This window comes from Psychrobacter sp. NPDC078929, from assembly GCF_050267985.1.
GTDB lineage: Bacteria > Pseudomonadota > Gammaproteobacteria > Pseudomonadales > Moraxellaceae > Psychrobacter.
Window position 1 is genome coordinate 1 of record NZ_JBNNFX010000026.1, and the last position, 20,499, is coordinate 20,499.

33 protein-coding genes and 1 pseudogene are annotated in these 20,499 nt (G+C 40.9%); 6 read left to right on the top strand and 28 right to left on the bottom strand.

Annotation, left to right across the window (positions count from 1 at the left end; translation table 11 throughout):
* The 6 genes and pseudogenes from ACQKCG_RS12300 to ACQKCG_RS12325 all read left to right on the top strand — a co-directional run.
* On the top strand, positions 1-1,374 hold a 1,374-nt coding region (locus ACQKCG_RS12300; RefSeq protein ID WP_427585420.1), incomplete at its 5' end, for a hypothetical protein.
* Positions 1,371-3,410, top strand: a complete 2,040-nt coding sequence (locus ACQKCG_RS12305; RefSeq protein WP_057758731.1) for a hypothetical protein — start codon at positions 1,371-1,373, stop codon at positions 3,408-3,410. The genes ACQKCG_RS12300 and ACQKCG_RS12305, both read left to right, overlap by 4 nt.
* A gap of 1 nt (position 3,411) precedes the next feature.
* Positions 3,412-3,831, top strand: a complete 420-nt coding sequence (locus tag ACQKCG_RS12310) for a hypothetical protein (protein WP_057758729.1) — start codon at positions 3,412-3,414, stop codon at positions 3,829-3,831.
* Positions 3,832-3,934: 103 nt separating this feature from the next.
* Entirely contained in the window at positions 3,935-4,432 is a 498-nt protein-coding gene (locus ACQKCG_RS12315; RefSeq protein WP_057758727.1) for an elongation factor P hydroxylase, read from the top strand.
* A 394-nt stretch (positions 4,433-4,826) separates the two neighbouring features.
* Positions 4,827-5,198 (top strand): annotated as a pseudogene (locus ACQKCG_RS12320) (elongation factor P hydroxylase); the annotation flags it as partial.
* 232 nt (positions 5,199-5,430) lie between these two features.
* Entirely contained in the window at positions 5,431-6,051 is a 621-nt protein-coding gene (locus ACQKCG_RS12325; RefSeq protein WP_201556162.1) for an L-threonylcarbamoyladenylate synthase, read from the top strand.
* A 110-nt stretch (positions 6,052-6,161) separates the two neighbouring features.
* Here ACQKCG_RS12325 and rplQ read toward each other — a convergent pair whose 3' ends face one another.
* The 28 genes from rplQ to rpsJ form a co-directional block, all read right to left on the bottom strand.
* Positions 6,162-6,521 (bottom strand): 50S ribosomal protein L17, encoded by a 360-nt coding sequence (gene rplQ, locus ACQKCG_RS12330; protein WP_021813387.1) that lies wholly within the window; start codon positions 6,519-6,521, stop codon positions 6,162-6,164.
* Between the two features lie 19 nt (positions 6,522-6,540).
* Positions 6,541-7,548, bottom strand: coding sequence for a DNA-directed RNA polymerase subunit alpha (locus ACQKCG_RS12335; RefSeq protein ID WP_021813386.1), 1,008 nt, complete (start codon positions 7,546-7,548; stop codon positions 6,541-6,543).
* An 80-nt stretch (positions 7,549-7,628) separates the two neighbouring features.
* The gene (gene rpsD / locus ACQKCG_RS12340; RefSeq protein WP_057758723.1) at positions 7,629-8,270 is read right to left on the bottom strand and encodes a 30S ribosomal protein S4; all 642 of its coding nucleotides are present in this window, start codon (positions 8,268-8,270) and stop codon (positions 7,629-7,631) included.
* Positions 8,271-8,318: 48 nt separating this feature from the next.
* On the bottom strand, positions 8,319-8,708 hold the full coding sequence (gene rpsK / locus ACQKCG_RS12345) for a 30S ribosomal protein S11 (protein ID WP_010196728.1): 390 nt from the start codon (positions 8,706-8,708) through the stop codon (positions 8,319-8,321).
* Positions 8,709-8,728: 20 nt separating this feature from the next.
* Positions 8,729-9,085, bottom strand: a complete 357-nt coding sequence (gene rpsM / locus ACQKCG_RS12350; RefSeq protein WP_021813384.1) for a 30S ribosomal protein S13 — start codon at positions 9,083-9,085, stop codon at positions 8,729-8,731.
* Positions 9,086-9,332: 247 nt separating this feature from the next.
* Positions 9,333-9,449, bottom strand: coding sequence for a 50S ribosomal protein L36 (gene rpmJ / locus ACQKCG_RS12355; protein WP_010196721.1), 117 nt, complete (start codon positions 9,447-9,449; stop codon positions 9,333-9,335).
* Between the two features lie 31 nt (positions 9,450-9,480).
* Positions 9,481-10,812 carry a preprotein translocase subunit SecY gene (secY, locus tag ACQKCG_RS12360; RefSeq protein ID WP_180958160.1) on the bottom strand — a complete coding sequence of 444 codons (1,332 nt, stop codon included), beginning with the start codon at positions 10,810-10,812 and terminating at the stop codon, positions 9,481-9,483.
* 19 nt (positions 10,813-10,831) lie between these two features.
* A complete protein-coding gene (rplO, locus tag ACQKCG_RS12365; RefSeq protein ID WP_057758719.1) occupies positions 10,832-11,272 on the bottom strand; it encodes a 50S ribosomal protein L15 in 441 nt (146 codons plus the stop codon).
* A complete protein-coding gene (gene rpmD, locus ACQKCG_RS12370) occupies positions 11,272-11,451 on the bottom strand; it encodes a 50S ribosomal protein L30 (protein WP_057758718.1) in 180 nt (59 codons plus the stop codon). The genes rplO and rpmD overlap by 1 nt, the downstream gene beginning before the upstream one ends.
* A 20-nt stretch (positions 11,452-11,471) precedes the next feature.
* Complete coding sequence (gene rpsE / locus ACQKCG_RS12375; RefSeq protein ID WP_057758716.1) at positions 11,472-11,987, bottom strand: 30S ribosomal protein S5; 516 nt, start codon at positions 11,985-11,987, stop codon at positions 11,472-11,474.
* Between the two features lie 2 nt (positions 11,988-11,989).
* Positions 11,990-12,340 (bottom strand): 50S ribosomal protein L18, encoded by a 351-nt coding sequence (gene rplR / locus ACQKCG_RS12380; RefSeq protein ID WP_057758713.1) that lies wholly within the window; start codon positions 12,338-12,340, stop codon positions 11,990-11,992.
* Positions 12,341-12,351: 11 nt separating this feature from the next.
* Positions 12,352-12,885 carry a 50S ribosomal protein L6 gene (gene rplF, locus ACQKCG_RS12385; protein WP_057758710.1) on the bottom strand — a complete coding sequence of 178 codons (534 nt, stop codon included), beginning with the start codon at positions 12,883-12,885 and terminating at the stop codon, positions 12,352-12,354.
* Positions 12,886-13,061: 176 nt separating this feature from the next.
* Positions 13,062-13,460, bottom strand: a complete 399-nt coding sequence (gene rpsH, locus ACQKCG_RS12390) for a 30S ribosomal protein S8 (protein WP_101204864.1) — start codon at positions 13,458-13,460, stop codon at positions 13,062-13,064.
* An 11-nt stretch (positions 13,461-13,471) separates the two neighbouring features.
* The gene (gene rpsN / locus ACQKCG_RS12395; RefSeq protein WP_010196705.1) at positions 13,472-13,777 is read right to left on the bottom strand and encodes a 30S ribosomal protein S14; all 306 of its coding nucleotides are present in this window, start codon (positions 13,775-13,777) and stop codon (positions 13,472-13,474) included.
* 12 nt (positions 13,778-13,789) lie between these two features.
* Positions 13,790-14,326: a 50S ribosomal protein L5 gene (rplE, locus tag ACQKCG_RS12400; RefSeq protein ID WP_101204865.1), complete on the bottom strand. Its 537-nt coding sequence runs from the start codon at positions 14,324-14,326 to the stop codon at positions 13,790-13,792.
* A 21-nt stretch (positions 14,327-14,347) separates the two neighbouring features.
* Positions 14,348-14,665 (bottom strand): 50S ribosomal protein L24, encoded by a 318-nt coding sequence (gene rplX, locus ACQKCG_RS12405; RefSeq protein WP_101204866.1) that lies wholly within the window; start codon positions 14,663-14,665, stop codon positions 14,348-14,350.
* An 8-nt stretch (positions 14,666-14,673) separates the two neighbouring features.
* Positions 14,674-15,042, bottom strand: a complete 369-nt coding sequence (gene rplN, locus ACQKCG_RS12410; protein ID WP_010196702.1) for a 50S ribosomal protein L14 — start codon at positions 15,040-15,042, stop codon at positions 14,674-14,676.
* A 181-nt stretch (positions 15,043-15,223) separates the two neighbouring features.
* Positions 15,224-15,496, bottom strand: a complete 273-nt coding sequence (rpsQ, locus tag ACQKCG_RS12415) for a 30S ribosomal protein S17 (RefSeq protein ID WP_010196699.1) — start codon at positions 15,494-15,496, stop codon at positions 15,224-15,226.
* Complete coding sequence (rpmC, locus tag ACQKCG_RS12420; RefSeq protein WP_010196696.1) at positions 15,493-15,690, bottom strand: 50S ribosomal protein L29; 198 nt, start codon at positions 15,688-15,690, stop codon at positions 15,493-15,495. The genes rpsQ and rpmC overlap by 4 nt, the downstream gene beginning before the upstream one ends.
* Positions 15,690-16,103 (bottom strand): 50S ribosomal protein L16, encoded by a 414-nt coding sequence (gene rplP / locus ACQKCG_RS12425; protein WP_010196693.1) that lies wholly within the window; start codon positions 16,101-16,103, stop codon positions 15,690-15,692. The genes rpmC and rplP overlap by 1 nt, the downstream gene beginning before the upstream one ends.
* A 3-nt stretch (positions 16,104-16,106) precedes the next feature.
* Entirely contained in the window at positions 16,107-16,829 is a 723-nt protein-coding gene (gene rpsC / locus ACQKCG_RS12430) for a 30S ribosomal protein S3 (protein ID WP_057758704.1), read from the bottom strand.
* Between the two features lie 3 nt (positions 16,830-16,832).
* On the bottom strand, positions 16,833-17,162 hold the full coding sequence (rplV, locus tag ACQKCG_RS12435) for a 50S ribosomal protein L22 (protein ID WP_021813373.1): 330 nt from the start codon (positions 17,160-17,162) through the stop codon (positions 16,833-16,835).
* A 10-nt stretch (positions 17,163-17,172) separates the two neighbouring features.
* A complete protein-coding gene (gene rpsS, locus ACQKCG_RS12440) occupies positions 17,173-17,448 on the bottom strand; it encodes a 30S ribosomal protein S19 (RefSeq protein WP_058368265.1) in 276 nt (91 codons plus the stop codon).
* Positions 17,449-17,460: 12 nt separating this feature from the next.
* The gene (gene rplB / locus ACQKCG_RS12445; RefSeq protein WP_057758702.1) at positions 17,461-18,288 is read right to left on the bottom strand and encodes a 50S ribosomal protein L2; all 828 of its coding nucleotides are present in this window, start codon (positions 18,286-18,288) and stop codon (positions 17,461-17,463) included.
* An 11-nt stretch (positions 18,289-18,299) separates the two neighbouring features.
* Complete coding sequence (rplW, locus tag ACQKCG_RS12450; protein WP_057758700.1) at positions 18,300-18,650, bottom strand: 50S ribosomal protein L23; 351 nt, start codon at positions 18,648-18,650, stop codon at positions 18,300-18,302.
* The gene (gene rplD / locus ACQKCG_RS12455) at positions 18,647-19,249 is read right to left on the bottom strand and encodes a 50S ribosomal protein L4 (RefSeq protein WP_201556163.1); all 603 of its coding nucleotides are present in this window, start codon (positions 19,247-19,249) and stop codon (positions 18,647-18,649) included. The genes rplW and rplD overlap by 4 nt, the downstream gene beginning before the upstream one ends.
* Positions 19,250-19,263: 14 nt before the next feature.
* A complete protein-coding gene (gene rplC, locus ACQKCG_RS12460; RefSeq protein WP_057758696.1) occupies positions 19,264-19,902 on the bottom strand; it encodes a 50S ribosomal protein L3 in 639 nt (212 codons plus the stop codon).
* Positions 19,903-19,951: 49 nt separating this feature from the next.
* Positions 19,952-20,263 carry a 30S ribosomal protein S10 gene (gene rpsJ, locus ACQKCG_RS12465; protein ID WP_010196670.1) on the bottom strand — a complete coding sequence of 104 codons (312 nt, stop codon included), beginning with the start codon at positions 20,261-20,263 and terminating at the stop codon, positions 19,952-19,954.
* Positions 20,264-20,499 lie beyond the last annotated feature (236 nt).

A 20,499-nucleotide genomic window follows, 5' to 3' on the forward strand; every position in this document is an offset into this window, starting at 1 on the left:
CTTGTGCTCGAAAATCTGCTGAGTAGGTCATCTTTTATATTTCTCTTTGCTTGGTTTAAAAGCATTGTACCTTTTCTATTTTGGACTGACTATATTACTTTAGCAAAATCATCAAGTAATGATTATTATTGGGATTCAACTAGAAAATATGGCATAAAGAAACTACCTAATTGCTTCTACAATAGTGGTGAACCCTTACCCTTTAATGAGGTAAAAAATGCTTTATCAAATTATTATAATTGTGAGCATACTAAGAAAGATTTCTATAAAAACACATTAATAAACAACAGAAATACATGGATCAATGAGAATTTAGACTCTAGAAAAATTTATGCTTATAACCTATGTACATATTGCTTTTATTACATTTACCTTTCTTTCACTGCTGCTAATATACAACCCACACTTGATTTGAAAATATCTGATTTAAATTTGGAAAACCTTGGCTTATCAACTTTTGCTAAAAAACATAAATATCGAGCAGGTAGACAGATTGAATTTTCCGCTCCTTCTCACTTAAAACGTTATCTCATACAGTATTTGAAACTTAGAGAGTGGGTTGATAACCTTCATCTTCCTGGAGACTGTCAAGAATACTTGTTTATGCGTATTGGAGAACATCGTCAATTAAAGCGTTTTGCACGTAGCTCTGTCAGTTCTATTGACGACAATACTCCACTTTTTAAAGGGGTTAAAAGGGTTACTGCTAGAGACATTAGAAACCTATGTGCGGAATACTACATAAAACATTCTAAAGGAAATTTGTCATTAGTAGCTAGGAAGTTGAATAACTCTTTAACTACAGTAGCTAAATCTTACACTTCGATCGATATTGAGTCTCAAGCAATAGAGATGAATCATTATCACGAAAAAATGATTACCGCAGTTCTTAGGTCTAATCGAACTAATGAACAAACTATATCTATCAAGACTTCAACTAACTATGATACGGAGAAAATACCAGCAGGATCTTGTTCTAACCTATCAGATAATGATCCTGTTAAGGCATTGGGCTTTAATAATGAAGCCCCCAACCCTTCCTGTGCTACATTTGAAAGTTGTTTGTTCTGTGAATTTTTTGCAATTCATATAGATTTTGAAGATATACATAAACTATTAAGTTTGAAGGAGGCTCTACTAAAGTCTTCTATGATTCGTGATGATCCTGAATATCATCTTCTCTCTATAGAACCATCACTATTTAGAATTGACGAGATTATCAATATTCTTAAAGGAAAAGATAATAGAGTAATTGAACTCGTTGATGATGCTGAACAAAAAATAAAAATGCAAATTTATAATGAGTATTGGGATGAGCATATAAATTTTCTCACTGTAGCCTCAGAATCTAACAGAAAAAGCTTAAGTTTATGACCAAGACAATGATGCGTGAACCCCTCGTTAAAGAGATACAACCAATATCTAAAGACCTAATCGAAAACCCATCATCTGGTTTGATTGTAACGCTTTCCAAGAGTGGAGATGCTTTATCATTATTCTCTGATGATATTTGGGACTATAGTGCTACTAGCAATTCACATAGAACTATTAATTTTAGAACTAAAATTCGGAACCTATCCTCATCTATTAATACCGACGGCAAAAAATTCAAATCAGCAGTTAAGTTTTTGAAGGTATTTACTCTCAATTGGAATTGTGAGATGAATGGATGTTCTATGTCAAAATTGAATAGTGATATAGTCGCTATATCCTTCCTAATTAGTTACTGTGTAAACAATAATATTGACTTTAATAATATATTTACTGACAGTAGTGCAATCGACTTCCTAGTAACTAATAGTTCGACGGAGAAACAAATAGGTTTGCATTTAGGCAAGATACAAAGATTTATTGATACAGCATCTGTTTTAAATCAAAGTAATTTTTGGTGTAACATGCAACCTTCAAAAGAATTTTCAAGCAAACTAAGAAAGACTAGAAAATCTTTCCCTGAGACTTCTCAAAGTCTTCAAACCATGATCATTCCTTCACGTATTTATCAGAACCTGCTAAAAGATACCATTGAAAGTTTGCAGGTTTTTAATAAGCACGCTGAGCAGATCTCATATGTTTTTTCTGCACGTACTAAAGTAAGAGATGAAGCATTAAGATTAGATCAGAGTGTACCTATGAGTAAGCTTACTAAATCACAAAAAAGCTTAATCAGATTTTATTGGCAAACTGCTTTGAAGACAGATACAAAGCTAACTAAGATTTTAGCAGAATTAACAGATTTAAACATCATCAAGAATGCTAATTGGTTAAGTTTAACAATCAGCTTAGGTCAAATACAGATGAAAAGCGCTTTTGTTATAGCTGCGTTTACAGGTATGCGTAAAAATGAATTACTATCTATCCCTTTCAACGGGCTAAGACATATTCATTCCGATACTGGGAATATACCTGTAGTATGGTCAACTACAACAAAATTGGAAAGTAATGGAGTACCAAGATTTACAAAATGGGTAACAGGTTCAATTGTTGAAGAAGCTTTTGAAGCAGCTAAATTTATCACTCAAGGAGCTTTGAACTGGTCTGCTAATAAGAGTCAGGTGGCAGAAGATGAGAGTAAGTTACCGTTGTTTTTTTCAATTGAAAATGGGAAATCTGGAAAGCCTCATCCGCATTTTGATTATGCAACAACTGCCTTAAATAGCAACCTCATTCAAAAAATAATGTCATCAGAGCACTTATTAATTTCAGAACAAGACTTAAAGGAAGTCAGTCAATTTTTATACGGCGATGAAATATCTAATAATATTAAATTAGGTAAGCCTTGGCCTTTAGGCTTTCATCAGTTTAGACGCTCCTTAGCCGTGTATGCTGCTTCTAGTGGTTATGTTTCATATCCTACTCTTAAATCCCAGCTAAAACATATAAGCATGATGATGACAGTCTATTACACGGACTCAAACTCTAGAGCGATAAATATTTTAGGCAACGGCCCTGAAGTCAAAGCTATGCAAAAGGAATGGCAGGAGGCCCAAGCAAGAGTAGAGTCAGATAATTTGCATGAATTGTTAGATAGCAGGGTGACACTAACTGGTGCAGCTGGTAAAAATCTACAAAAAAGAAAAGTAGAGAATAAGCTTCCTAAGTTCTTAGATAATAGAAATAGTACTAAGAAAGCAGTCAAAAATGGCAAAATTCGTTATCGATCTACTTTAGTTGGCGGATGTATGTCTATTAAACCTTGTGATAAAGGTGCTGGTGTATTGGCATCTGCTTGTATTAGCTGTGAAAATGCGGTGTTTTCACCAGAATCCAAAAGTATTTTGCTACAAACTAAAGATTTTTATAAGTCTCAACTCACTTTAGATATTCCAAAGCGTGTTCATCATGAATACGAAGTGAGTATTAAAAAAATAGACAGTCTTCTTTCAGTATTAGAAGTAAATCAAGAGAAATAACATGAAAACTAGCCAGGCAGAACAGGCTTATTGGGATGCTTTGAATCGTCTACAAGATGGTACAGCCAAAATTGTCAATACAAAGTCATCACGGTTTAAGTTTACTAGAGACGCTGTAGGTAGAGAGGCAGGTAAAGGAAAAGGGTATGTCCGTAATGAGAGATATCCAGAACTTTGCGAAGCAATAACAAAAGCGGAAGAAGAACGCAAAAATCGTGCTCAAGAAAAACCTAATACTTCTACTAAGTTAAAACATGAAAAAGAGCTCAAAATCAAAGCTAATTTGAAATACGACATGATAAAAGAAGAATATGACATTATAATGCAAGATTATCTTAACATTCTAAGACAGAATTTTGAACTTCAAAGAGAGTTAGCAGATTCTCCACATATAAGATTAGTGAAAAGATCTAATAAATAGCTTAATCTTGTTCCTGTTTAGCTCAAATACAATCTATGAATAAAGCCTCTCTAAAGCTTTATTTCTCATATTACGGCTATTAAGATGCCTTAAAAGTATTCCTATGAATGACGATCATTTGTGTAACAAACTAAAAATTTTATTTGAACATCTTTTTCCTACTCTAACCATAATTGGTGGAGTAGATGAACCCTACTATGAAGCGCCAAAAGCAGATACAAATGCGAAGATCTTTTTTAAAGAAAACTACCCAAGAAGCCTATTACATGAAATTGCTCATTACTGTTTGGCAGGGCAAAAACGACGCAAATTAGATGACTATGGTTACTGGTATACTGAATGTGGTAGAACAAGTGAAGAGCAAGAGCTATTTCAATTGGTTGAAGCAAGACCTCAAGGCTTAGAAAAGGCTATGTGTGAAGCTATAGGTATACATTTTTCACCTAGCTTTGATGATTTTTCAGGTCGACCGATATCAGAGGTGTTTCTAAAAAACTTAGAAGTTAATTATCAAGAGATGATTACGAATCCTCCTCCTACGGCTAGAATAGCTTTAGAAACATTAATGCATACAGATTTTTCTACGTTAAGGGATAATTAGTTTATTAACTACATATTGCAAATTCATACTTACTTAATTTTAAAATTTCAAAGCAGTCATGTGAAGTATATTCATCAGGCTACTATTCAGCCGATGATAACTATAGTAAATATTCTAGCCTTCCCAATTTTATTGAAAAAACAAAGAATATCTACTAAGAGAAGAACCAACAAAAAGTCCCGATCTATTCATCAAAAATAAAATATTGATATGTCTCGATTGTATATACACGGCTAATATAAGCTTCTTAGTGCTTTGAAAAGTGATAATTCCAATGACTCACTTAATGTACAATATCTCCTTTTATGAGGAATATTGTACATTTTTTTATCAAGAAGCTGATTTTACATCATTACAATTACTTCTTTATCAATCAATAACTTAGTAATGTACATTTATAGTTAAGAGTTTACTAGAGCTGAGTCATTGGTGCGTAGCTGGTGACGCTCGTAGACAACTATCTGACTTTGGCTACTGGTATGCGCCAGATGGACGATCAGCAGCTCAGCAGCGGGCATTTGAGCGTGTAGAAATTAAACCTCAAGCATTAGAGTGTCTATTTACCTTGGCGTGTGGACGAAATTTCCAAGTCTCACAAGATAATTTGTTTGCCGACTTCGACACTAGTAGTAGCACCTTTGCTAGTGATGTCTATCAGCAAGTAGAAAGCTATATAGCCAAACCTCATACTCTGCCGCGTGACGCTAAGACTTTACTGACTGCGTTACTTAGCACTTGCACTTCTTCATCTGAAACCAGCGCTTAGTTTAAATTACTAAGCGTTCCTACTTATTAACGATTTTCTACGGTTGGTAACGCCTTGCCACTAAACTTATATCTACTTTGAGCTATACTGATAACTGAAGTAGTATTTTGAAGATATCGATCTACTTTAGTTCTAGAGTAGTTTTTCTAATGTATCTAGTAATTGAACTACATCTAACTAATGAAAAATTTGTCTCAATTAAAAACCAATAATTATAAAATAAGGAACCACTATGGAAGTCTTCTATATTCATCCCGATAATCCGCAGCCACGTCTCATTGAGCAAGCCGCTGACCTATTGCGCAGAGATCAGTTAATTATTTACCCAACTGATACCAGTTACGCTTTTGGTTGCCGTTTGGGAGCAAAGGATGCCCTAGCTAAGCTTAAGCAAATCCGTGAACTCGATGATAAGCATCAATTTACGCTATTGTGCCGAGATCTGAGAGAGATTGCCAATTATGCAACAGTTGATAATGTACAATTTAAACAGCTGAAAGCCCACACCCCTGCCCCAATTACTTTTATTCTTACTGCCACCAAAGACGTACCGAAAAAACTGGCGCATGCAAAGAAAAAAACCATTGGTATCCGTGTACCTAGTAACCCTATTGCTCAAGCATTGTTAGAAGCGATGGATGAACCTATCTTAACCAGCTCACTGATTTTGCCTAATCGAGACGATATTTTGGATGACCCATTTGAGATTGAAGATTTGCTAGGCAATCAAATCGACGGTCTCATCAATGCAGGTATAAAGACAACTAAGCTTACTACTATCGTGGATATGACTAGCAGCGTTCCTGAAGTTATCAGACAAGGTGCGGCCAATGTAGATTCGTTATTACTCTAAGCAGCTAATTATTGCTTTAAACAACTACTAGTATATTTAGTCAAATTTAAGACAAAAAAAAGCTCCAATTACATTGGAGCTTTTTTATGAAATATGTCTTAGGTGCAAAACTAGTCACGATCAACCAATTCTACATAAGCCATTGGCGCATTGTCACCATCACGGTAACCGCATTTTACGATACGCAAATAACCACCTGGACGCGTCTGGTAACGAGGACCTAACGTGCCAAATAATTTGCCTACCATAGCTTTGCTACGCATACGGCTGAATGCTAAACGACGGTTAGCAACGCTGTCTTCTTTAGCCATAGTGATCAATGGCTCGGCAACGCGACGTAGTTCTTTAGCTTTTGGTAAAGTTGTTTTAATCAGTTCATGCTCAAATAATGAGTTAGTCATGTTCTGAAACATTGCCTTACGATGACTGCCGGTACGACCCAGCTTGACTCCACTCTTACGATGGCGCATAGTCAAAAATCCTTAAAGTTTAACGGCTACGATAAGAAAAGCGATCATCAACACGTAAATCAGCTGGTGGCCAGTTATCTAGGCGCATACCGAGCTCTAAATCTTTAGACGCTAATACGTCCTTGATTTCTGTCAATGATTTCTTACCAAGATTTGGGGTTTTTAGAAGTTCAGTCTCTGAACGCTGTACCAAATCACCGATATAGTAAATGTTTTCAGCTTTCAAGCAGTTGGCTGAGCGAACCGTTAGTTCAAGATCGTCCACAGGGCGTAATAGCACCGGATCAACCTCTTCTTTCTCTTTCACAGGCTCAGGCGCTTCTTCAGCTTCTAGGTCAACAAAGATAGAAATCTGTTGTTGTAAAATAGTGGCTGCTTTACGAATTGCTTCTTCTGGATCTATAGTGCCATTAGTTTCAAGCTCAATGATAAGACGATCAAGATCAGTACGCTGCTCTACACGAGCGTTCTCAACCTGATAAGCAACACGAAGCACAGGACTAAAACTTGCATCAAGCTTTAAGCGTCCAATTGCTTTAGTATCACCATCTTCACGGCGCTGGTTTGCTGGCTCATATCCACGACCCATCACTACACGCAAACGCATCTTAAGATGCCCACGATCGCTCAATGTACCCAAGACCAATTCTGGATTGATGATGTCAACATTGTGCGGCAACGCGATGTCTGCAGCAGTGATAGTGCCTGGACCTTGTTTATCCAAGGTCAAAAATACTTCATTTTGGTCATGAAGCGTAATTGCTAAGCCTTTTAGGTTCAAAAGCAAATCAAGTACGTCTTCTTGCAGGCCTTCAAGCGTTGAGTATTCATGGTCAACACCATCAATCTCAGCTTCAATGACTGCAGCGCCAGGTAATGAAGATAACAAGATGCGACGCAGAGCATTACCTAGGGTATGCCCAAAGCCGCGTTCTAACGGTTCGAGCGTGACTTTCGCAATCGTTTCGTTAACCGTATCCACATTAATGGCATTCGGCGTTAGAAACTCAGTTGCATTTAGCATCATGATGTCACCTCGATTTATTAAACTGGTTTAATTAACGTTAATTGCTCAATGCCATTTTCATAACATTGAGCATTACGTCATTACTTAGAGTATAGCTCAACGATCAAGCTTTCGTTGATTTCAGCAGGTAGATCAATACGATCAGGCGCATGTTTAAACGTGCCTTGTAGTTTGCTGTGGTCAACATCAAGCCATTCTGGAATACCACGTTGTGTCGCTAATTCGATAGCGTTTTTAATACGTAGTTGTTCGCGAGATTTCTCTTGGATAGCGATGACATCACCATCTTGAAGCTGAATTGAAGGAATGTTCACACGAACAAACTCATCACGGCCAGCTTTTTTTACCATAACAGTACGATGACTGACTAGCTGACGTGCTTCTGCGCGAGTTGAGCCAAAGCCCATGCGATATACAACGTTATCTAGGCGGCTCTCAAGCATTGCTAGTAGGTTTTCACCAGTAGCGCCACGCTTACGAGCAGCTTCTTTATAGTAGTTCGCGAATTGACGCTCTAGTACACCATAAATACGCTTAACTTTTTGCTTTTCACGCAACTGTAGAGCATATTCTGAGGTCTTGTTACGGCTTACGCCATGCTGACCTGGTGGACGACCAGCTTTCTTCGTTTTTACGTCATACGGTTTAACGCCAGACTTAAGGCCTAAATCCGTACCTTCACGACGTGATAATTTCAGTTTTGGTCCAATATAGCGGGCCATTGTTATGTCTCCTATAAGCTTTTAGTATAAAAAGCTTCGTCTTTAATATTAGACGCGGCGCTTTTTCGGCGCACGGCAACCATTGTGTGGGATTGGGGTTACATCAGAGATGCTGTTAACTTTATAACCCAATGCACCTAGTGCTCTTACCGCAGACTCACGACCCGGTCCTGGTCCTTTGACCAAAACATCGATATTCTTAACACCATATTCTTGGGCCGCTTTACCAGCGACTTCAGCTGCAACCTGAGCTGCAAATGGTGTAGATTTACGTGAACCACGGAAGCCTTGTCCACCTGAAGTGGCCCAAGCCAATGCATTACCTTGACGATCGGTAATCGTAACAATGGTGTTATTAAAAGACGCATGGATATGGGCAATGCCCTCCGATACTGAACGACGAGCCACCTTTTTGCGACTGCGAGTGTCTTTTGCCATCTTTTAGCTTCCTAAGTTAATTATCTTTTGAGAGGGCGTGTCGGACCCTTACGAGTACGAGCGTTGTTCTTGGTGTTCTGACCTCTAACTGGTAGGTTACGACGATGACGGATGCCACGGTAACAACCAAGATCAACTAAACGCTTGATGTTCATTGAAACTTCACGACGAAGGTCACCTTCAGTCATGTAGTTTGCAACTTGTGCACGGATAGCATCTAACTGTGTATCATCTAACTGACTGACTTTAGTAGTAGGGGCGATGCCAACTGCTTCTAAGATTTTCTGAGCAGTGGTACGACCTACACCAAAGATGTAAGTTAGTGAAATAACAGCATGCTTATTATCCGGAATGTTTACGCCGGCAATACGAGCCATTGATTTCTCTCCATTAAAGAAAAATAAGCGTTATCTAGCGATAAGGCTTTACTCTTCAGATTTGTTGCTGTTAATACTAGAGCTTTTATAGTCATTATCGATGTTTTGACTATAAGTCTGCTCATCGATTCTATTATAAAAGATTTTGTATAAACACGGCAAGTGGCGGATGATATCGCATCCGCCGTTATTTTTCAAGTATTAATTTAATTAGCAGCGAAAACTAGATGTTTTCTAATACTAAATATTAACCTTGACGTTGCTTGTGGCGAGGTTCTGCTGTACAAATAATATGTACACGGCCTTTACGGCGCACAACTTTACAGCTACCACAAATCTTTTTAACTGATGCTTGAACTTTCATAGCATGCTCCTTGAAATATCGTACCGCTCATTTAAGGTTGAGTGGGCGATTGAATTAACGTCTGATCATGATATTGATGGGTCATCAAATGCGCTTGAATCTGCGAAATGAAGTCCATTACCACAACCACCATAATCAGTAAAGACGTACCACCGAGTTGAAACGGCACACCAAACGATGACTGGACGACCATTGGCATTAAACAAATAACCGTCATATACATCGCGCCAATAAAGGTCAGTCGGTTTAATACATGATCGAGGTAACGCTGAGTTTGTTGTCCTGGGCGAATACCTGGGATATACGCACCACTACGTTTAAGGTTCTCTGCTACTTCACGCGGACTAAATACCAATGCCGTATAAAAATAACAGAAGAAGATAATCATTGCGCCAAACAGTACTAAATATAGCGGCTGTCCTGGAGACAACACCAATGCCATATTTTGAAGTATTTTCTGTACAAAGGTAGGATCAGTCGATTGACCGACCCACTGCCCTAAACTTGCAGGAAACAATAACAAAGAACTGGCAAAAATAGCTGGGATAACCCCTGCCATATTTAGCTTAAGCGGCAAATGTGATTGCTGCTGAGCATAAATTTTGCGACCTTGTTGCTGTTTTTGTGCGTAGTTCACAGGAACACGGCGTTGAGCACGTTCAATATAAACGATACCCGCAGTAACCGCGATACCTAGCAGTACAAAAATAAATAGCACAATCAAGTTCATCTGACCTTGATTGACCTGTTCAATAGACTGCGAAATGATACCTGGAGTACCAGCCACAATACTCGCAAAAATGAGCATTGAAATACCATTACCTACGCCGCGTTCTGTAATTTGCTCACCAAGCCACATTAAGAACATTGCGCCTGCTACCAAAGAAGTAACAGCTGGAATATAAAAGGTAAGACCAGTAGATAAAGTAAGGTTTTGGCTGATTAAGCCGGCACACATTCCTAATGACTGTACTAGGGCTAAAGCAAGCGTTCCCTGACGGGTATACTTGTTTAACTTGCGTCGTCCCGCTTCACCTTCTTTTTTGAGGGCTTCAAGCGATGGCAATACTGCAGACATCATCTGTACGATAATCGATGCTGAGATATATGGCATAATGCCAAGTGCCATGATAGACATACGCTCTAGCGCACCACCTGAGAACATATTAAACATGCTCAAAATGGTGTTTTCGTTGCGCGAAAACAGATCAGCCAAGTTAACTGGGTTGATACCCGGAACTGGAATATGTGACCCTAAACGATAAACAATCAATGCGCCGATTAAAAATAATAAACGCGTCCATAACTCATCATACTTACGTATAAATGCGAATGGATTAAGCGGTATACCAGCCGATGACATTGATTGTTTTGACACGTTACTACTCCTCGATGCTACCACCAGCAGCTTCGATAGCTTGCTTAGCACCTTTAGTCACTTTAATACCTTTGAAAGTATAAGCTTTAGTGACTTCGCCTGATAGCATTACACGAGCACGTTTCATATCGTGACGGATAAGGTTAGCAGCTTTAAGTGTTTCAAGGCTAACTACATCGCCTTCAATTTTATTCAGTTCAGAAAGACGTACTTCAGCAGTCTTCATAGCCAGTTTACTGGTAAAACCAAATTTTGGTAGACGGCGATATAAAGGCATCTGACCACCTTCAAATCCTGAGCGAATGCTAGAACCTGAACGAGATTTCTGACCTTTTACACCACGACCACCAGTCTTACCAAGACCTGAACCGATACCACGACCACGACGTTGGGCAGTTTTCTTTGCGCCAACACCTGGTGATAATTCATTTAATCTAAGACCCATTACGCTTCCTCCACTTTTACCATGTAGTTAACGCGATTGACCATACCACGAGTCGAAGGAGTATCTTCTACTACTACAGTATGATTAATACGGCGTAAACCCAATCCTTTCAAGCTCGCTTTGTGGCTCTTTAGGCGATGGGCACCCGATTTAAATTGAGTGACTTTCATTTTTTTCATCGTAACTCACCTAGTCTAAGTTAACCCAAGATTTCGTCTACAGATTTACCACGTTTAGCTGCCATCTTCTCTGGAGTTGACATATCACGTAAACCGTTAAACGTTGCGCGAACAACGTTAGCAGTATTGGTAGAACCATAACATTTAGTCAAAACATCTTTGACACCAGCAACTTCTAATACAGCACGCATTGCGCCACCAGCGATTACGCCAGTACCTTCAGATGCAGGTTGCATGTAGACTTTACTAGCACCATGACGTGCTTTGATTGGATGATGCAAAGTTGCATCATTTAGCTCAACAGTAATCATATTACGTTTGGCAGCTTCTAGTGCTTTTTGGATAGCAGCTGGCACTTCACGTGCTTTACCGCGACCAAAACCTACACGACCATTGCCATCGCCCACTACAGTCAATGCAGTGAAAGAGAAAATACGACCACCTTTAACAACTTTCGCTACGCGATCAACGGTAACTAAGCGTTCTACTAGACCGTCAGTCTGTTCATTTTTATCATTTTTATCATTTCTAGCCATGATTAAAACTCCAATCCGTTTTCGCGAGCAGCTTCTGCTAAAGCTTTAACTCGACCATGATATTTGAAACCACTACGGTCAAAGGCAACTTTAGTAATGCCAGCTGCTTTTGCGCGTTCTGCGATCATTTGGCCTACAGACGTTGCTGAATCAGCATTACCAGTCGCGCCTGAACGCAAGCTGCTGTCTAAGGTAGATGCCTGAGCAATCACTTCACCACCATTTGGAGAGATAATCTGGGCATAAATATGTTTTGACGTGCGGTTAACCGTTAAGCGATGAACGCCTAAGAAACGGATATGCGCGCGTGTTTTCTTAGCTCGACGCAGACGAGCTGCTTTTTTATCAAACATTTCAACTCACCTTATTTTTTCTTAGCTTCTTTGCGAATCACATGCTCGTCACTATAACGAATACCTTTACCTTTATAAGGCTCAGGTGGGCGGAAACCACGGATGTTGGCGGCTGCTTGACCAAGCTGCTGTTTATTGTTTGATTTCAAAACAATTTCAGTTTGCGTTGGTGTTTCAGCTGATACACCTTCAGGTAACGTATACTCTACTGGATGAGAATAACCAACGTTCAAGGTTACCTTGTTACCAGTAACTTGCGCGCGATAACCAACACCAATCAACTGAAGACGTCTTTCAAAGCCTTCATTTACGCCAGTAACATAGTTGTTAACAAGAGCGCGCATGGTGCCAGTGTGCATCATAGCTTCTTTTGAATCGACTGTAGGTGAGAAAATGATAGCATCATCTTCCTGTTTCAGCTCGACCAATTCATGCAGGCGTAAAGACATAGAACCGTTCTTGCCTTTAACTTCGACCTGCCGATCGTTCAAAGTAACGCTTACGCCGTTTGGCAGCGTCACTGGGGCTTTAGCCACACGAGACATAGGAATATTCCTTAAAAAATTTAACTTCTTTATATTAGCGAAAAAACTAACAGGCTAAAAAGCGTGTTAGTTTAGCATAGTTGACTGTGTTAGACATCTATCAATTCAAAATAATTTAATATTACTCAACCGATAGAAGCCTAACAACCATCAAATAGACTTCATCGTCGTATAGCTTACGCTACAAATGCGACGATTTCACCACCGATACCAGCAGCGCGTGCAGCACGATCGCTCATGATACCTTGGCTAGTAGATACGATAGCAACACCCATACCTTGCTTAACAGTAGGGATAGCGTCTTTACCGCGGAACTGGCGTAAACCAGGACGGCTATAACGTTGGATAGTTTCGATGACAGCACGGCCTTCGAAATATTTCAATTCAATAGTAAGGGTTGCTTTGTTGTTTTCTTCTTCAGCAACAACAGCGCTAGCCACATAACCTTCGCTAACTAGTAAATCAGCAATTGATTTACGTAATTTAGAGCTCGGCATTGCTACCGATACTTTGTTAGCCATTTGTGCGTTACGGATACGGGTTAGCATATCCCCAACGGTATCTTGCATACTCATATAGTTACTCCTTACCAGCTTGCTTTACGAACACCAGGCACATCGCCTTGCATGACACGCTCACGCAGCATATTGCGTGACAAGCCAAACTTGCGGAAGTAACCGTGAGGACGACCGGTGATAGCACAACGATTACGCAGACGTACTGGTGATGAGTTACGTGGAAGAGCTTGTAGCTCTAACATCGCTTCCATACGAGTTTCGTCACTTGCAGTCATATCACTGATAGTTTCTTTTAGCTTGATACGCTTTTCAGCATATTTAGCAACCATTTTTTCGCGCTTTAATTCGCGGTTAATCATGCTCTTCTTTGCCATAACGTCTTTACCTTATTTAAATGGGAAGCCGAATGCTTTAAGCAACGCACGACCTTCTTCATCAGATTGAGCTGACGTAGTGATTGTCACATCCATACCACGGATACGATCAATCTTGTCAAAATCTACTTCTGGGAATACGATTTGTTCTTTGATACCCAATGAGTAGTTACCACGTCCGTCAAAGGCTTTAGGTGAAAAACCGCGGAAATCACGAATACGAGGAATTGCAATGGCAACGAGACGATCTAAAAATTCGTACATTTGCTCACCGCGTAGCGTTACTTTACAGCCAATTGGCCATTCTTCACGAATCTTAAAGCCAGCAACTGATTTACGCGCTTTGGTGACAACAGGTTTTTGACCAGCAATCGCGGTCATATCAGCTACAGCACCTTCCAACAATTTCTTGTCTTGAGACGCGCCGCCTACACCCATGTTAAGTGTGATTTTAGTGATTTTAGGCACTTGCATCACATTTGCCAAACCAAGCTCTTCTTTGATTTGCTGCTTTAGTTCATCGTTATATAAAGATTTTAATCTTGCCATTACCATTACACCCTTAGTGTCTTACGCAGTCGCCACTACTTCACCGCTTGAACGATAGACGCGTTGTTTCTTGCCGTCTTCGCCAAACTGATAAGTAATACGGTCTGCTTTTTGGGTTTGCGCATTTAAGATTGCGACATTTGAGATATGCAGAAAAGCTTCTTGCTTAAGAATGCCACCTTCAACGCCAGTTGCCTGATTTGGCTTCTGATGTTTAGTAACAATATTAATGCCTTCAACTTTAATACGATCGTTTTTTACAGCTTGTACAGTACCTTGCTTGCCTTTGTCTTTCCCAGCAATCACGATAACTGTATCGCCTTTACGTAATTTTGACATGGATTACCTCACAATACTTCTGGTGCTAGGGATACAATTTTCATAAACTGATCACCACGTAGTTCACGAGTTACCGGTCCAAAAATACGAGTTGCAATCGGTGCTTTGTTTTGGTTCAACAATACCGCAGCATTGTCATCAAAACGCAGAACAGAACCATCAGGACGACGAACGCCTTTTTTGGTACGTACAACTACTGCATTCATCACGTCGCCTTTTTTAACACGACCGCGAGGAATGGCTTCTTTAACCGTTACTTTAATAATGTCGCCAACTGATGCATAACGACGATGAGAGCCACCCAGTACTTTAATGCACTGAACTCGCCTTGCACCGCTATTGTCTGCAACTTCCAGCATTGACTCAACCTGAATCATAGCGTTACTCCACACGTATGAGCAATAAAAACCAGTTGCTGCCGCTAGCACAGTATGAGTAGTCGGCATTTTAATATAAATAACCGCTGCTACTCTTAATGTGAGTGATATACGCTCGGCGCAATCAGCATCCTTAAAAAGGCGGCTATTTTAACAGCTTCTGGCTTTTAATGCAATTTACTTAGATTTTTTCTACTTTTTCAACCACATCAACTAAAGTCCAAGACTTAGTTTTTGAGATTGGACGCGTTTCTTTGATGCGGACAAGGTCGCCTTGTTGGCAAACATTATTCTCATCATGAGCTTTGATTTTTGTAGAACGACGAAGCTGTTTGCCATACAAAGGATGACGTACAAGACGTTCAATCAAAACTGTGATGGACTTGTCCATCTTGTCGCTGACAACTCTTCCTGTCAATACGCTAGCATTAGCTGTTTGATTGTTATCGCTCATGAGTCGCCTCGTTGTTTCTCGTTAATCAAAGTCTGAATCTGAGCAATCGTGCGACGATTGCCTCTGACTTCATGGGTATTACCCAACTGACCAGTTGCTTTAGCCATACGAATACGGAAAGCATCAAGTTGCTTTTCATCAAGTAACTGGGTCAGTTCTTCTAATGATTTATCACGTAATTCACTGATCTTCATTACATTATCGTCCGCTTAACAATGGTAGTTTTAAAGGGCAGTTTTGCTGCAGCAAGCGTGAAAGCTTCACGTGCAAGCTCTTCTGGTACCCCTTCAATTTCATATAGCACTTTACCAGGTTTGATTTCGCATACCCAATATTCTACTGGACCTTTACCTTTACCCATACGTACTTCTAATGGTTTGTTGGTAATTGGTTTGTCAGGGAATACACGAATCCAAATCTTACCGCCACGCTTAATTTTACGAGTGATGGTACGACGTGCTGCTTCGATTTGACGAGCTGTCATACGACCACGCGTCAATGATTTTAGACCAATTTGTCCGAATGCAACGGTGCTTCCACGATGAGCTAGCCCAGTGTTACGACCTTTGTGCATTTTACGAAACTTGGTACGTTTTGGCTGTAACATAGTTTAACCTCTGTCTGAGTTTCGACGGTTTCCACGACCACGGCGTTTTGGCGCACGAGTCTGCTCTTCTTTGACGGGATTATATACACTGTTCATACCGTCAAGGATTTCGCCACGGAAAATCCAAACTTTAACACCGATGGTGCCGTAAGTTGTCTCTGCACGAATTGACGAATAGTCAATATCAGCACGGAGTGTATGCAATGGCACACGACCTTCACGGTACCATTCACTACGAGCAATCTCAGCACCGCCTAGACGGCCAGACAGCTCAACCTTGATACCCTTAGCACCAGAACGCATGCTGTTCTGTACCGCGCGTTTCATCGCACGACGGAACATAACACGACGCTCAAGCTGGCTACCGATGCCGTCTGCTACCAAACGTGCATCAAGGTCAGGTGACGTGATTTCTTCAATGTTGACCTGAGCAGGTACGCCCATAATTTTGGTCAATTCTTTTTGAAGTCTTTCGATATCTTCGCCTTTCTTACCGATAACAATACCAGGACGCGCAGTGGCGATGGTAATCTTAGCAGCGCCAGTAGGACGCTCGATCATGATGTTGCTGATCATAGCGTTGTCTAGCTTTTTGCGTAGATATTCACGAACTTGAATGTCGTTGATTAGGTATTCTGAGTATTGTTTAGGGTTAGCATACCAGTTTGCGTTATGCTTTTTTACAACACCAAGACGAATTCCGATTGGATGTACTTTTTGACCCATAACTTATTCTCCTACCTTTATAGTGATGTGACAAGTACGCTTGCTGATGCGATCAGCACGGCCTTTGGCACGTGGTAGGATACGTTTTAGCGTAATGCCTTCATCAACATAGATAGTAGCGACTTTTAGGTCGTCAATATCCAAGCCGTGATTATGTTCGGCATTGGCGATGGCTGAGTTAAGGCATTTCTTAACAAACACAGCGCCTTTTTTATTGCTATACGTTAGGATATCCAAAGCACGCTCAATAGATTTGCCACGAACTTCATCAGCAACGAGTCTAACTTTTTGTGCCGATATGGCGGCACCGCGTAATTTTGCAGTTACTTCCATGGTAAGCACCTTATCTCTTAGCTTTTTTGTCAATGCCGTGACCACGATACGTACGAGTCGGGGCAAATTCACCTAGTTTATGACCAACCATCTGCTCGCTCACGATAACCGGTACATGAGTACGGCCGTTGTGAACAGATAAAGTTAGGCCAACCATTTGTGGCAGAATCATCGAGCGGCGCGACCAAGTCTTAATTGGCTTGCGTGAGTTGGTGTCAATAGCATTCTCAACTTTAGCAAACAAGTGCGCGTCTATGAATGGACCTTTTTTCAATGAACGAGGCATGAAATTCTTCCTTTATTTCTTCTTGGCGCGACGGCGGATGATCATGTTGTCAGTACGCTTATTGTGACGCGTTTTAAGTCCTTTAGACTTCTGACCCCAAGGGCTGGTTGGATGGCGACCTTTGTTACGACCTTCACCACCACCGTGTGGGTGATCAACCGGGTTCATAGCGACACCACGAACAGAAGGACGAACACCACGCCAACGTGAAGCACCGGCTTTACCAAGTGATTTCAAGTTGTTTTCAGTGTTAGAAACTTCACCAATAACAGCGCGGCAATTTACGTGTACACGGCGAGTTTCGCCAGAACGCATACGTAGAATAGCATAAACACCGTCACGACCTAGTAACTGAACGCTAGCACCCGCAGAACGAGCCATCTGTGCACCTTTACCGATTTTAAGTTCGATATTGTGAATCACAGTACCCAATGGGATGTTTTTTAGCGGTAAGCAGTTACCTGGACGAATTGGAGAAGTCTCGCCTGACATTACTGTATCACCAACTACTTGTTTCTTAGCAGCGATAATGTAACGACGTTCGCCATCAGCATACTTAAGTAGAGCAATATGAGCAGTACGGTTAGGATCGTATTCAATACGCTCTACCGTTGCTGGGATATTGTCTTTAGTACGTTTGAAATCGATAATGCGATAATGTTGCTTATGACCACCGCCAATGTGACGAGTAGTAATGCGGCCATTATTGTTACGACCACCTGACTTGCTTTTTGATTCTAGAAGTGCTGCAAACGGACGACCTTTGTACAGGTGTGGATGCACTACTTTTTCAACAAAACGACGGCCTGGTGATGTTGGCTTTGCTCTTACGATAGGCATGAGTGTAATCCTTATTCGTTATTCGCTGTTTCACTAGTAGAATCAGTAGTATTCGCTACTTCTTCACCAGCATCAGCCATTTGTACATCTTGACCAGCTTTTAAGGTAACATAGGCTTTTTTGTAGTCGTTACGACGGCCGATGCTTTTACCAAAACGCTTTGTCTTACCTTTAACATTCAAAGTGTTTACTTTAGTAACTTCAACACCTTCAAACATCAACTCAACTGCTTTCTTGACTTCAAGCTTAGTAGCATTAGAATCAATTTTAAATACCTGCACACCAAGTGAGTCGCCAAGCATTTGAGATTTTTCTGAGAATACAGGCCCTCTTAAGACCTGATAAAGTCTTGCGTTATTCATGCTAGTGCTTCCTCAAATTGTTTCGCAGCTTCAACTGACATGATCACTTTATCAAATGCGATCAAGCTCACTGGGTCCACTTCATTTGCACCAAGTACATTGACGTGTGGAATGTTGCGAGCAGCTAAGTATAAGTTTTCATCAACTTCTTTAGTAACGATTAGTGCACGAGGTGCATTCAAATCGTTTAACTTAGCAATCAGTTCTTTGGTTTTCGGCCCAGAAACGCTCAACTCTTCTACCAAAATCAGACGCTCTTGACGAATCAATTCTGCTAGGATGCACTGCATCGCACCGCGATACATTTTACGGTTTACTTTCTGTGACCAATCTTGTGGTTTTGCAGCGAATGCACGACCACCTGAACGCCAGATTGGGCTACGAATAGAACCCGCACGAGCGCGACCAGTACCTTTTTGGCGCCATGGCTTAATACCACCGCCAGAAACTTCGGCACGTGTTTTTTGTGCGCGTGTACCTTGGCGAGCACCAGCTAAATAAGCGGTGACGACTTGATGCACTAGTGCTTCGTTGAATTCACGACCAAATGCCGTATCAGAAAGCTCAACCGCCGCACCTGTAACTGTTTTTAAATCCACGTTAATCCCCTTGCTTAGGCTTTGACTGACGGACGTACGATAACATCGCCACCGGTGGCACCTGGGATAGCACCCTTGATGACAAGTAACCCTTTTTCGGCATCAACCGAAATCACTTCTAGGCCCTGAACGGTAACACGTTTGTTACCCATCTGACCCGCCATCTTCTTGCCTTTGAATACTTTACCTGGTGACTGGTTTTGACCAGTTGAACCATGCGCACGATGAGACACTGAGTTACCATGAGTAGCATCTTGCATACTAAAGTTGTGACGCTTAACAGGGCCTTGGAAACCTTTACCTTTGCTCTGTCCTGTCACATCAACCATCTGACCTTGTTCGAACAAGTCAGCTAGAATCTCGCCACCAATCTCACGACCTTCAAGATCGCTTTCGTTGGCACGGAATTCCCAAACACCACGGCCAGCTTTAACACCAGCTTTAGCGAAGTGACCCTTTTGTGCAGCTGTTACGCGGCTGTCACGACGAGTACCTGTGGTAATTTGGATGGCTTGATAACCATCTACATCAGTATTTTTTACTTGAGTAATGCGGTTTGCATCGACCTCAACAACTGTTACAGGGATAGATGCGCCTGTTTCAGTGAAGACACGGGTCATGCCGCACTTTTTACCGACTAAACCGATCGCCATTTTAGACCTCTTTATATCTTATATTAATGGGTTGGGTGTTTAATGTGCATTAACCCAAAGCAATTTGAACGTCAACACCCGCCGCTAAATCTAATTTCATTAGCGCATCCACAGTTTTGTCAGTTGGCTGAACGATATCAACCATACGCTTATGAGTACGGATTTCGTACTGGTCACGAGCGTCTTTGTTAACGTGTGGTGAGGTTAGAACGTTGAAGCGCTCAATGCGAGTCGGCAACGGTACAGGACCACAAACTTGCGCACCGGTGCGCTTTGCAGTATCAACAATCTCTTGTGCAGATTGATCAATCAGACGATGATCAAAAGACTTAAGACGGATACGGATTCTCTGGTTAGCCATGCCAGCAAGCTCCTAATATGTGCCTTTGTCATTCTTGCGTCGCAAGACCATGATCAAAAGCAGTTTGGTTAAATATTCACTTAAAGCGGCCTTCTGTTCTTAACCAGAATGAGTTCTTTATCCGAACTTATAGCGTGCCAAAAGCAAAATAGTTTAAAGCCCCGCCAACCCTCCTATTAAATGGAAAGTAGCAAAGGCATAATGAAATAGTGCTAGAAACGATGCTCTAGCTGTCA